The sequence below is a fragment of the Vibrio sp. E150_018 genome (genome assembly GCF_053544035.1).
The window spans coordinates 38,200-51,460 of record NZ_JBHGNY010000010.1 but is presented as its reverse complement, the minus strand read 5'-3'; the positions used below and the strand labels follow the sequence as shown (position 1 = coordinate 51,460).

At 41.9% G+C, this 13,261-nt stretch carries 10 protein-coding genes and 1 pseudogene; 3 read left to right on the top strand and 8 right to left on the bottom strand.

Going from position 1 to position 13,261, the window contains the following annotated elements; all coding sequences use genetic code 11:
- Positions 1-39 precede the first annotated feature (39 nt).
- Positions 40-480: a redox-sensitive transcriptional activator SoxR gene (soxR, locus tag ACE3G9_RS10985; protein WP_017634100.1), complete on the top strand. Its 441-nt coding sequence runs from the start codon at positions 40-42 to the stop codon at positions 478-480.
- 284 nt (positions 481-764) lie between these two features.
- Here the strand turns inward: soxR and ACE3G9_RS10980 are convergent.
- Positions 765-1,139: pseudogene (locus ACE3G9_RS10980) on the bottom strand (tyrosine-type recombinase/integrase); the annotation flags it as partial.
- Here ACE3G9_RS10980 and ACE3G9_RS10975 point away from each other — a divergent pair.
- On the top strand, positions 1,091-1,243 hold the full coding sequence (locus ACE3G9_RS10975) for a hypothetical protein (RefSeq protein WP_449219171.1): 153 nt from the start codon (positions 1,091-1,093) through the stop codon (positions 1,241-1,243). The pseudogene ACE3G9_RS10980 and the gene ACE3G9_RS10975 sit on opposite strands and share 49 nt — an antisense overlap.
- 87 nt (positions 1,244-1,330) lie before the next feature.
- Here ACE3G9_RS10975 and guaA read toward each other — a convergent pair whose 3' ends face one another.
- Both guaA and guaB read right to left on the bottom strand, forming a co-directional pair.
- Positions 1,331-2,908 carry a glutamine-hydrolyzing GMP synthase gene (guaA, locus tag ACE3G9_RS10970; RefSeq protein WP_449219129.1) on the bottom strand — a complete coding sequence of 526 codons (1,578 nt, stop codon included), beginning with the start codon at positions 2,906-2,908 and terminating at the stop codon, positions 1,331-1,333.
- Between the two features lie 188 nt (positions 2,909-3,096).
- Positions 3,097-4,560, bottom strand: a complete 1,464-nt coding sequence (gene guaB, locus ACE3G9_RS10965; RefSeq protein WP_417879423.1) for an IMP dehydrogenase — start codon at positions 4,558-4,560, stop codon at positions 3,097-3,099.
- Between the two features lie 349 nt (positions 4,561-4,909).
- On the opposite strand from guaB, the gene xseA reads away from it, so the two are divergent.
- Positions 4,910-6,241 carry an exodeoxyribonuclease VII large subunit gene (xseA, locus tag ACE3G9_RS10960; RefSeq protein ID WP_449219128.1) on the top strand — a complete coding sequence of 444 codons (1,332 nt, stop codon included), beginning with the start codon at positions 4,910-4,912 and terminating at the stop codon, positions 6,239-6,241.
- 1,054 nt (positions 6,242-7,295) lie between these two features.
- Here the strand turns inward: xseA and der are convergent.
- The 5 genes from der to ispG all read right to left on the bottom strand — a co-directional run bounded on the left by der (position 7,296) and on the right by ispG (position 13,257).
- Positions 7,296-8,801: a ribosome biogenesis GTPase Der gene (gene der, locus ACE3G9_RS10955; protein ID WP_089123484.1), complete on the bottom strand. Its 1,506-nt coding sequence runs from the start codon at positions 8,799-8,801 to the stop codon at positions 7,296-7,298.
- A gap of 203 nt (positions 8,802-9,004) precedes the next feature.
- Positions 9,005-10,171 (bottom strand): outer membrane protein assembly factor BamB, encoded by a 1,167-nt coding sequence (gene bamB / locus ACE3G9_RS10950; RefSeq protein ID WP_449219127.1) that lies wholly within the window; start codon positions 10,169-10,171, stop codon positions 9,005-9,007.
- Positions 10,172-10,183: 12 nt separating this feature from the next.
- The gene (locus tag ACE3G9_RS10945) at positions 10,184-10,801 is read right to left on the bottom strand and encodes a YfgM family protein (protein ID WP_417879427.1); all 618 of its coding nucleotides are present in this window, start codon (positions 10,799-10,801) and stop codon (positions 10,184-10,186) included.
- Positions 10,802-10,836: 35 nt separating this feature from the next.
- Positions 10,837-12,105, bottom strand: a complete 1,269-nt coding sequence (hisS, locus tag ACE3G9_RS10940; protein WP_449219126.1) for a histidine--tRNA ligase — start codon at positions 12,103-12,105, stop codon at positions 10,837-10,839.
- Positions 12,106-12,135: 30 nt separating this feature from the next.
- Complete coding sequence (ispG, locus tag ACE3G9_RS10935) at positions 12,136-13,257, bottom strand: flavodoxin-dependent (E)-4-hydroxy-3-methylbut-2-enyl-diphosphate synthase (RefSeq protein WP_417879429.1); 1,122 nt, start codon at positions 13,255-13,257, stop codon at positions 12,136-12,138.
- Positions 13,258-13,261: the final 4 nt, after the last annotated feature.

Sequence of the window (13,261 nt, the reverse complement as noted above, 5' to 3'; positions counted from 1 at the left end):
TTTAAGTAAAGCGATAAATTAACAAAAGTTAGAATAATTATGATTAGAAATGATTACCTTACCGTTGGGCAGTTATCAGAACGCAGTGGTGTAGCGACATCGGCTTTACGTTTTTATGAGACCAAACAGTTGATCACATCTTTTCGAACCAATGGTAATCAACGTCGTTACTTGCCTTCTATGCTACGTAGAGTCGCACTTATTCAAGTAGCACAGTCAGTAGGGTTTACCCTAGAAGAAATAACGCATGAGTTAAGTACCTTACCTATGAACAAAACAGCCACTAAACAAGATTGGGATAGAGTTGCGAAGAAGTGGCAGCAAGATCTGGACAAAAAAATGGTAAAGATCCAGTCACTAAAAGATAACCTCTCTGGGTGTATCGGCTGTGGTTGTTTGAGTATGAAGAAGTGTCACCTATTTAACCCAGAGGATGGACTATATGAGCAAGGGCAAGGGGCGCAACGAATTATTAGATAATGTTTTCGGCTATTCTATATTCAACACAGTCTGTAGTGGATAAGTGAATTCGGCTAGTCGGTTAGAGGTTGCAATATCTAAGGTAATCCGTTAAGTGCTAATTTAGGAAAGTCACTGGCAAGGTTTTGTCCAAAAATCAGTTACGTTGAATGTCTGTTATCAAATAAGCTTAAAATGAGACGAGTCAAAAATGGTATTTATATGGCGGTCAGATGTGATTAATTTCTATTAACCACATCTGACAGATCAAGTTAAGACTTACTCGTATAATTGATAGCAAGATACTAAGTGGTCCACTCATCAATCATGTCAGCCCAATCTTGCAACATAGCCGCGCGCTGTTCTCGGTACTCGGCTTTGTTGTAAACTGCCCTCACCCCTTTCTGTTCGTGTGCCATGCATTTTTCTATCCAATCCGTGTTATATCCAGCTTCATGCAATAGCGTGCTAGCTGTTCGACGCAGGTCATTCGGCCCAAACTTACTTAGCGACTGCCCATCCTTCTGCGCAGCCTTGTACGTTAGAGCCAATACACGATTCATTGTCGCACTGCTCATTGGAGCATCAGAGTCATAACGGGAAGGAAGAATATAATCAGACCCACCGGCAAATGTCTTCAAGGCAATCAGAATGTCCATCGCCTGGCGTGACAAAAACACTCAGCATGGTATCGGGCGTAATCCATGGCATTACCGATGAATCATACCCATCAAAATACCACGGTCAAACCGTGCTTGGCGTTGCCAGACATTACCAAAACTGACTAAGCCAAAAACAAAAAAAGTCCGCAATTACGCGGACTTAAGGTTGATTTAGTGCCTGTTAATGCCAGACCTTTCTTAAAGGAGGATTATTCCCACTCGATAGTCGCTGGTGGCTTACCAGAAATATCATAAACTACACGAGAAATGCCATCGATTTCATTGATGATACGGTTAGAAACCTTACCTAGGAAATCGTATGGTAAGTGCGCCCAGTGTGCTGTCATGAAATCAATCGTTTCTACCGCACGTAGTGACACAACCCAATCGTATTTACGACCATCGCCCATTACGCCAACCGAACGTACGGGTAGGAATACCGTAAAGGCTTGAGAAACTTTATTGTAAAGATCCGCAGCGTGAAGTTCTTCAATAAAGATAGCATCGGCACGACGTAGTAAATCACAATATTCTTTCTTCACCTCACCTAGAACACGTACACCTAGACCAGGGCCTGGGAATGGGTGACGGTAAAGCATATTGTATGGTAGACCTAGTTCTAGACCAATTTTACGGACTTCATCTTTAAATAATTCACGTAATGGTTCAACCAAGCCCATTGCCATATCATCTGGCAAGCCACCAACATTATGGTGAGATTTAATTACATGCGCTTTACCTGTTTTCGATGCTGCAGATTCAATCACATCAGGATAAATAGTACCTTGTGCTAACCATTTAGCGTTCTTCAGTTTCTTCGATTCTTCATCAAAGATTTCTACGAATACGCGACCAATGATTTTACGTTTGGCTTCTGGCTCATCTTCACCACCTAAAGCTTCAAGGAAACGGTTTTCTGCATCGACATGAATGATATTAAGACCAAAATGATCGCCAAACATTTCCATTACTTGATCTGCTTCATTCAAACGTAGTAAACCGTTATCAACAAACACACAAGTTAATTTAGGACCAATCGCACGGTGGATTAGCATCGCAACCACTGATGAATCAACACCACCAGATAAACCTAAAATCACTTCATCATCACCCACTTGCTCTTTAATGCGAGCAACTGCGTCTTCGATGATTGAAGATGGTGTCCATAATTTGCTACAGCCACAGATATTTAGCACAAAGTTTTCAAGCATACGTAAGCCTTGGCGAGTGTGCGTGACTTCTGGGTGGAACTGAACACCGTAGAAACGTTTTTCTTCGTTGGCCATTGCCGCGTACGGACAAGTATCAGTTTGAGCAACTTTGGTGAAATTGCTTGGAATCTCAACTACTTTATCGCCATGACTCATCCATACATCTAAAAGTGGTTTGCCATCTTCAGAGATTGCATCTTCGATGTTTTTGAATAAGGCACAATCCGCTACAGATTGAACTTGAGCATAACCAAATTCACGCTCGCTGGAACCGGCCACTTTGCCGCCTAGTTGCTCAGACATCGTCTGCATGCCGTAACAAATACCAAATACCGGTACGCCAGCATTAAAAACATACTCAGGAGCGCGAGGTGAACCGGCTTCAGTTACACTTTCTGGACCACCCGATAAGATAATACCGTTTGGATTAAATTCACGGATATCCGCTTCGTCTACATCCCAGCTCCACAGTTCACAATACACACCGATTTCACGGATACGACGAGCAATCAATTGGGTGTATTGAGAGCCAAAATCTAAAATTAAAATGCGTTCAGCATGGATATTGGTTGTCATTAGTGTTCTCTAATAATCTAATCAAAGTGGGTGTGGTACGAGTTTCGAGTTTCGAGTTTCGAGTTTCGAGTTTCGAGTTTCGAGAAGACTAGCCTCCCTGTATCTAAACTCAAACACTCATACCTTTAAAATATTATCTGGAGTAAAGCTTTACCGTTATAACTCACTTTACCCCATAGATTAACAAGTTACATTCTATTGTAGTTTGGCGCTTCTTTGGTGATCTGTACATCATGCACATGCGACTCTTGAATGCCTGCACCTGAAATACGAACAAATTCCGCTTTAGTACGCATATCTTCGATGGTTGCACTACCCGTTAAGCCCATGCTTGAACGTAAACCACCCATTTGTTGGTGGATAATTTCTTTTAGGCGACCTTTGTATGCAATGCGACCTTCAATACCTTCAGGTACTAGCTTGTCTGCAGCATTATCCGATTGGAAGTAACGGTCTGATGAGCCTTGGGACATCGCCCCTAATGAGCCCATACCGCGGTAAGACTTGTAAGAGCGACCTTGGAAAAGAATTACTTCACCCGGCGCTTCTTCCGTACCTGCGAACATAGAGCCAACCATCACGCAAGATGCACCAGCGGCAATCGCTTTACAGATATCACCAGAGAAACGGATACCACCATCAGCAATCACAGGAATGCCAAATTCAGCGGCAGCACTTGCCGCTTCTGAAATAGCCGTAATTTGTGGAACGCCTACGCCTGTTACGATACGAGTAGTACAAATAGAACCTGGGCCGATACCGACTTTAACCGCATCAACACCAGCATCAATGAGTGCACGAGCGCCGGAAGCCGTTGCTACGTTACCACCGATGATTTGTAGATCAGGGTATAGAGCGCGTGTTTCTTTAATGCGATCAAGTACGCCTTGCGAGTGGCCATGTGATGAGTCAATCAATAACACATCAACACCGGCTTCAACTAACGCTTTAACACGTTCTTCGTTACCAGCACCAGCGCCAACTGCAGCACCAACACGTAAACGGCCACGCTCATCTTTACAAGCGTTCGGTTTACGTTCAGCTTTTTGGAAATCTTTTGCCGTTATCATACCTGAAAGTTGGAAAGCGTCATTAACGACCAATACTTTCTCCACACGATGGGCTTGCATGCATTGCTGAACTTCACTCATTGATGCGCCTTCTTTTACAGAAGCAAGGCGATCTTTGGGTGTCATTACTTGTTCAACTTTTTTTGTTAAATCGGTTACAAAACGCACGTCACGACCGGTAATAATACCGACAAGATCGTTGCTTTCTGTCACAACAGGAAAACCAGCAAAACCGTGTTTCTCGGTTAATGCTTTTACATCAGCTATGGTTTCATCAGGACGGATTGTCACAGGATTGCTAACCACACCCGCTTCGTAAATTTTTACTAAGCGAACTTCTTCAGCTTGTTGCTCAATCGACATATTTTTGTGAATAAAACCGATACCGCCTTCTTGAGCTAGAGCAATAGCCAAACGAGCTTCTGTTACCGTATCCATAGCGGCAGAGATCATTGGTACATTAAGGGTGATCTTTTTAGTCAACTGAGTGCGAAGATCAGCTGTATTTGGAAGAACAGTAGAGTGTGCTGGGACGAGCAGTACGTCATCAAACGTTAGAGCTTCTTTAGCGATTCGTAACATTGCAATATCTCACATAAGAGTTTTGGAGGAATAAATCCCGCATTGAGCTTGAACTCTCCGCGATAAACTCATTTCATCGTTTCGCATAATAAAATGAATTTGGGATTTGATATTGCAGCGGGATTATACGCCTCACGCAATCGTTTGACTAGCCGTTTTTAATAGTTTCTTCATGATATTTTCATCCATAAAATTATTGATGGTAAATATGCTGAAAATTCGTTTATTTATTAGCTTTATAGGCATTATTTTTTGCGTTGAAATCACCAACAGTATTAGGCTATAAAGCCAACAAACGCTATAATAAAATTGATTGCTGATATTCACATAACTTTCAAAATGGCTGCTAATGACCCTAAATTCTAACCCTAATATTTTTACCGTATCTCGTTTAAATGCCGAAGTCAGAATGCTACTTGAAAATGAAATGGGCATTGTGTGGTTAGTGGGTGAGCTATCAAACTTTTCAGCGCCGGTTTCTGGCCATTGGTACTTCTCATTAAAAGATGCTCGTGCTCAAGTCAAATGTGCCATGTTTAAAGGCAATAACCGACGAGTGAGTTTTAAACCACTTAATGGCAACCAAGTATTAGTTAAAGCACGTTTATCTTTATATGAACCGCGTGGCGACTACCAATTGATCGTCGAAAGTATGCAGCCTGAAGGCGATGGCCGCTTACAACAAATGTTCGATGAATTAAAAATGAAATTAGCCAGTGAAGGCTTATTTGCTCAGCACCTTAAAAAGCCCCTGCCCGATAATCCGAAACGTATTGGGGTGATTACTTCCAAAACCGGCGCGGCTTTATATGACATTCTCGATGTTTTAAAACGTCGCGATCCTAACCTACCCGTCATCGTCTACCCAACGACGGTACAAGGGGAAGACGCCGCATTTAAAATTGCCCAAGCGATTGGACGAGCGAACAGCCGTAATGAATGCGATATTTTGATTGTTGGACGAGGCGGTGGTTCGCTAGAAGATCTATGGTGTTTTAACCATGAAATTGTGGCAAGAACCATAGCGTCAAGCCAAATTCCAATCGTCAGTGCGGTTGGTCATGAAATTGATGTCACGATTGCTGATTTTGTTGCCGATGTCCGTGCTCCGACCCCATCGGTTGCGGCAGAACTAGTTAGCCGAGATAATAGCCATAAAGCACAAACTATTTTAAGCAAGCAACAAGCGTTAATGAATGCTTGGCGTCATTATAAGCATCAGCAAAAAATACAGCTCAATCGATTACAATTTGCATTAGAAAAGCAGCATCCTCGCTATCAGTTAGAAAAGCAAAGCCAAAAGTTAGATAGCCTTACTTCTCGTATGCAGCAAGCTTTAATTAGGCAAATAACACAATCAAGAAATCAATTGGAACGAGCGCAACAAAGGCTCAACTTTTACTCACCAAATAAGGCTATTGAGCGTAATCAGTACCACCTAAAAAACAATAAAGAACGATTGATCCAAGCTATTAACCAACATTTATTAAATCAACACTACCGAGTTTCTCTTCAAGCAGAAAAACTCGATACCGTCAGTCCTCTTTCCACTTTAAAGCGTGGTTATTCGATAACTCGAGATGAAAATGGCAAGCTGATCACGGATACTAAGCAACTCCGTTCAGGCCAGACAATTAATACAAAATTTATTGATGGTGATATATACTCAGTTATTGTGTGAGTTTTTTTGAGCACTATGCATTCCAGTAGCGAGGTTTGATTTGAATCAGCATAAAGAAATTTGGACATCACTCTGACAAGAGATCGTAGACTTAGTTACTGGCCTTACCGAAGTACTGGTCGCGCTGATTATTCATAAAAATTCCGGTAGCATGGAAGTCATAAAGGCCAATATTAAGGCTGATAATCCTGACTATATTGGAGCTAAGAAAGCCTTTTGTCATAACTTATATTATCATCATGTAGTATAAACTGACTCACCTCTACATATCTCCAACACTCTAAAGCGGGATAATGAAAAGATAATCCTGACATCAAACTAGGTATGGTTGCCTACTATGACGTACCAATCTATTTTGCAGATGGTAGCACTTTCGACACTTTTGCATTTTAGATAAGATTAATAGATCTTCCACCGATCTTCCGCTTTCTACCACGTGATCAGCGATCTACCCCATTAAGAATATTTATATCACCATATACCGAAAGCATAAGTTACATGTTCTGCATTTCAATTTTAAAAAGCATAATAATCTAAATATTAATTTTAAAATGTCACGATCCGATATTTTCAACATTTCATAAAACTCTATTTAGGCTATTAAACTAAAAGATCATTGTCCTACAGGAGAAGCAACTTCTAATTGGAATTAGTGCTTCCAATGCACTTATCTAGAAGATGGATTGATATAACTAAATTCACTGGAGCTATACCCAAGTGACTTTAAAGTGCAGAATTTAGAGTTATCATCCAAACCTTTAAATAAGAAAGATTGGCGAAGGAATGTAGGTACCTTTCAAACCAATTTGACGCTACCTATCTCTTATAAAAAAGAAGGGGGCTAGATGAGTCTTCGAAGGGCAAGTTAAAACAAGCTTTATGCTGCATTAAATTGAACAGAGATAGAATAACTATGATCATATTCAATTTTCCTTTCCTATAGCTTGTTTTATTCTTGTTGAAACTCCTATCTTAATGTTACTTGGGTATATACAAAAAATACCACTCAATTGGAGTGGTATTTAACGTTACAGGTTATTGTGCGTGTAGAAAACTACTTTTTACGGCCACGCTTAATCAAACTCACCATACGCTTACGCTTCTGCTCTTCAGAATAGCCTGCTTTTTTGGTTGGCGCTTGATTCTCAAATGGGTTCTCACTATTTTGGAATTGAATACGGATTGGCGTACCCATGATTTCCAAAGAACGACGGAAGTAGTTCATTAAATAGCGCTTGTAAGAATCCGGTAGATCTTTTACTTGGTTACCATGCACCACCACGATTGGCGGGTTATAACCACCGGCGTGGGCATATTTCATCTTCACACGACGACCACGGATAAGCGGCGGTTGGTGATCATCTTGCGCCATCTTCATGATACGAGTTAGCACAGAAGTACCAACACGTGTCGTGGCAGATTTATACGCTTCTTGTACGGATTCGAACAAATGTCCAACGCCCGTACCATGTAATGCCGAGATAAAGTGAATACGAGCAAAATCAACGAAACCTAAACGGCGGTCTAGCTCTTTCTTTACGCGCTCTTTGACATCGGTATCAAGACCATCCCACTTATTCACCGCAATCACTAGTGAACGCCCCGCATTGAGCGCAAAGCCTAATAAGCTAAGATCTTGGTCGGAAATATTCTCACGAGCATCAATGATCACTAATACCACGTTAGCATCTTCAATCGCTTTCAAAGTTTTAATGACCGAGAACTTTTCAACCGCTTCATTAATACGCTTACGACGACGAACACCAGCAGTATCAATCAACACATATTCACGCTCATCACGCTTCATTGGGATATAGATAGAGTCGCGAGTGGTTCCTGGCATATCGTAAACCACGACACGCTCTTCACCTAGAATGCGGTTAGTCAGCGTTGATTTACCAACGTTTGGTCGACCAATGATAGCAAGTTTAATCGGTTGATCTTGTAGACGTTTAAACTCAGCTTCCGCTTGCTCTTCCGTGTATTCAAGCTGCTCTTCTTCCACATCCACATCACCAGTAAGATCTTCAATCCCACCATTGAGTAGTGCTTGTTCTGCTGCAAGTTCGTCTGAAAAAGGCTTTAATGCTTTATCAATTAAGCTCATAACACCACGGCCATGCGCTGCTGCGATTTGATAAATCTTATCCATACCTAGCTGCCAAAATTCAGCGCTTGCCGCGTCAGCATCAATACCGTCAACTTTATTAACCACTAACATGCTTGGTTTTTCACGCATACGTAGGTGACGGGCGATTGCCTCATCAGCCACGGTTAGACCAGCACGGCCATCCACCATAAATAAAACGACATCCGCTTCTTCAATCGCCGCTAATGATTGTTCAGCCATTTTGGTTTCTACGCCGTCTTCGGTGCCATCAATACCACCGGTATCGATTACGATGAACTCGTGCTCACCCGATTTAGCTTGACCATATTTACGATCGCGAGTTAAGCCTGGAAAGTCAGCCACCAGCGCGTCACGTGTACGTGTAAGACGATTAAATAACGTGGATTTACCAACGTTTGGACGCCCAACTAGAGCCACTACAGGAATCATATTTACCTCTACAATCTTTAAAATCACATCAGTAGTTATAGGTAATGATCATCGACATGATGGTTACCTATAACTACTTAATCTATTCAACATTCTTAGATAACGGCTAAAATAGCCATAGCTAAGAATAACAACGGCTCCTATAATCCGAGTTGGATAGGAGCCGATTACTCATACTGATAAAATCAGGGGCGCAGATTATATCACGATCCTTCAGGGATCTGCATTTTCTTTATACCCCCATCACGATCTATGATGATAAAGCCATCATCTGTTTCAATTGGTGCTGTCGCGATACCTTCATCATCAATTAACTGTTGGGCGACAAATTTACCTGACGTTCTATCTAGCCAATGTAGATAACCTTCTCCATCCGCCACGACAAGGTAGTTACCTATCATTACAGGTGCGGTTAACTGTCGATACTCTAGGGATTCATTACTCCAAATCTCCGTGCCACTACGGATATCTACAGCCGAAATATGATCTTTATCAGTCACTACAAAAATACGGCTACCGTCAGTCGCAAGGTCAGTTGCAGAAGAATAAGTACGCTTCCACATTGGTGCACCTGAACGTAAATCAATCGCGACCAACTGACCATTTACACCAACCGCATATAGGTTAGCCCCGATAATTAATGGGCTAGCATCAACATCGACAAGACGATCTATTTCTGTTGATCCTTTTGGAGTACCAATCGGTTGTTGCCACAATAACTGACCACGTTGAATCAAGGCTGCAGCAAGACGACCATTTGCCATCCCCCAAAACACACCGCCAGAAATAGACACGGGAGAACTATCACCACGTAAAGTTAAGTTAGGCACTTCATTAGTGATATCCCAAACTTTCTCGCCAGAATCTTGCTTTAAAGCAATCAGAGAGCCTTTACTGGTATGCAACATCACTAGACTTTCATCAGCTAGTGGCTTTGCTAAGATCTCACCATCAACTTTCTGTTGCCAAACAATAGAACCATCTTCTACCGACAGGGCAAATGCTTCGCCATTTTCAGTACCGATATATAACTTGTCATAAGAGGCGGTTAAGCCACCGGATAAACGAGCGGGGCTATCTTCAGATAAATCTTGTTCCCAGAGGGTATCTCCAGTTTCAGGATCCAGAGCTTTAACTTCACCATCTCGGCTTGCAACAAATACTTTGTCATAAGCATACACTGGAGAAAGTTTTGAAAAATAATGTCCAACTCCATTACCGATAGAACTACTCCATTCTGTTGTCGGAGTAAATTGGCTATTTACGACTGGTAGCGGGGCCATCACAATCGTATCTTCTTCGCTAGAACAGCCGAGTATACCAAGTGCAATAGCTGAAATCGCTAAGCTACGGTTAAACATTTTTTTCATGCAAGACATCCCTTACTTTGCAAGATCATCAAGTTTAATTTGCAGTGTTTGATTGGTTGAACCATCTTGTTGGGCTTGAGTATATGCTTTCACTGCGGCGTCTTTATCGCCCTTTAGTAAATAAATATCACCGATAAGCTCTTGGTTTCTTGCCTTCCAAGCTTCTGATTTTACAGATGAAACCGTTTTAATCGCATTATCATACTCGCCTTGTGCCGCAAGCACGCGTGCAGTACGGTAAGCGATAATTGGCGTTAAAGTTTCATCTTTGGTATTAGCTTGAGCCCATTTCAACTGAGTAAGTGCATCATCGAGCTTATCAGCATCGATTTGTGCTTTTGCTAGTTGTAATGCTGTTAAAACCGCATAAGACGTTTTATTGTTATTATCAATGAACTCTTGTGCTGATGCAGCGGCATCAATACCTTTCGCTTCAATATTCGAAACGATGGCGGTATAACCATGTGATGCGGTTTCTTGTGCCTTTGTTTGAGTGTCTTGATAGTAACGCCATCCCACAATGCCACCAATACCAACAACAATACCGATAATCACAGCTTTACCGTTCGCATGCCACCAATCTTTAATTGCTTCTACTTGTTGTTCTTCATCAGCGTCGTAGATACTCACGTCTTGTCCTCTTAAATAAATCGACTCAATATAAATTAAATAATGTTAGCTAAATGAACAGCAACATCGGCTTGTGGCATAGTTTGTTGTTCACCACCAGCAAGATCTTTAACCACAACCGTTTGCTCGGCCACTTCATTTTCACCCAATACCAGTGCAATGGTTGCGCCTACTTTATCTGCACGTTTGAATTGCTTCTTAAAGTTACCGCCACCAAAGTGAGTCATCAGACGAAGTCCCGGTACTGATTCTCGTAATTGTTCAGCAAGCTTCATACCATTAACTAAAGTACCTTCACCTGCTGTTACTAAGTAAACGTCAACCGATTTACGAGTGTCATTAAGCTCTAAGGTTTCTAACATTAAGACTAAACGCTCAAGTCCCATTGCAAACCCTACAGCAGGAGCAGGCTTACCACCAAGCTGCTCAACGAGACCATCATAACGACCACCACCACAAACAGTACCTTGTGATCCTAGGCTTTCGGTTATCCACTCAAAAACAGTCTTATTGTAATAATCTAAACCACGAACTAAACGTTGATTGACTTGATATTCAATGCCCGCAGCATCGAGTAATTCACATAGACCTGCAAAGTGAGCTTTTGAATCATCATCAAGATAATCGGCTAGTTGAGGTACATCGACTAAAATCGCTTGGATCTCAGGATTTTTAGTATCTAATACACGCAGAGGATTGGTGTACATACGACGTTTGCAGTCTTCGTCCAGTACCTCAATATGCTGCTCTAAAAATTCAATCAAGACATTACGGTAGTGTTGACGAGCTTCTAAAGAGCCAATCGAGTTCAATTCAAGGCGAACGTGCTTATCGATCCCCAACTCACGCCATAGACGTGCAGTCATCATGATCAATTCAGCGTCAACATCTGGTCCTTGTAAACCAAACACTTCTACACCAACTTGGTGGAATTGGCGATAACGACCTTTTTGTGGACGTTCATGGCGAAACATTGGGCCCATGTACCACAAACGCTGCTCTTGGTTATAAATCAAACCATTTTCAATTCCAGCACGCACACAACCCGCAGTCCCTTCAGGACGCAGAGTTAAACTATCACTATTACGGTCTTCAAAGGTATACATTTCCTTTTCAACCACATCGGTAACTTCACCAATCGCACGCTTGAATAGGTTTGTCATCTCAACGATTGGCATACGGATCTCACTGTATCCATAAGAGCTAACGACACGCTTCACCGCGTCTTCAACTTTATGCCACAGTGGAGATTGAGTCGGAAGGCAGTCGTTCATGCCTCGAATTGCTTGAATTGTTTTACTCACAGTCTTTACCGTTTATATTCGTATAGGTGATTATTTATCGATGTGGCTGATATCAATACGGTTATTGCTATCTAACATGGATGCTTTGGCGCGAATTTTTGCTTCTAATTGATCGATAACTTTATCATTATCAAAGCGTTCTTTTTGGCGTTTACCATCTTCATAAAACGCACTTTTCTTATTACCGCCAGCGATACCCATGTGCGAAACCTCAGCTTCACCTGGGCCATTAACCACACAACCGATAATAGAGACATCCATTGGAGTAATGATGTCTTCTAAACGTTCTTCTAGTGCATTCACAGTACCAATGACGTCAAATTCTTGACGAGAACAGGTAGGGCATGCAATGAAGTTGATGCCACGAGAACGAATACGCAGCGACTTCAATATATCGAAGCCAACTTTAATTTCTTCAACAGGATTAGCCGCTAGAGAAATACGTAGTGTATCGCCGATACCTTCCGCTAACAGCATACCTAAGCCAACCGCTGATTTAACAGAGCCAGCACGAGCACCACCTGCTTCGGTGATCCCTAGGTGCAATGGTTGCTCAATTTGTTTAGCCAATAAACGATAAGAATCGACGGCTAGGAATACATCAGAGGCTTTCACGCTGACTTTAAACTGATCAAAGTTAAGGCGGTCAAGAATATCCACATGGCGCATTGCTGATTCCACTAATGCTTCCGCAGTCGGTTCGCCATATTTTTGTTGGATTTCTTTTTCTAAAGAGCCACCATTAACACCAATTCGAATTGGAATGTTTTTGTCGCGAGCGCAATCCACAACTGCACGAATACGTTCTTCGTTGCCAATATTACCAGGGTTGATTCGCAAACAATCCACGCCATATTCCGCTACTTTTAACGCGATGCGATAGTCAAAATGGATGTCAGCAACAAGAGGAACATTCACTTGTTGTTTAATCAACTTAAAGGCTTCAGCTGCATCCATGGTTGGTACTGATACGCGAACAATATCCGCACCAACTTTTTCAAGTGCTTTAATTTGCGCGACGGTTGCTTCAACATCAGTAGTACGAGTGTTCGTCATTGACTGAACAGCAATCGGTGCACCGTCGCCAACAGGCACGTTACCAACATAAATACGGGTTGACTTGCGTCGTTTAATAGGAGATTCGTGTTGCATAATA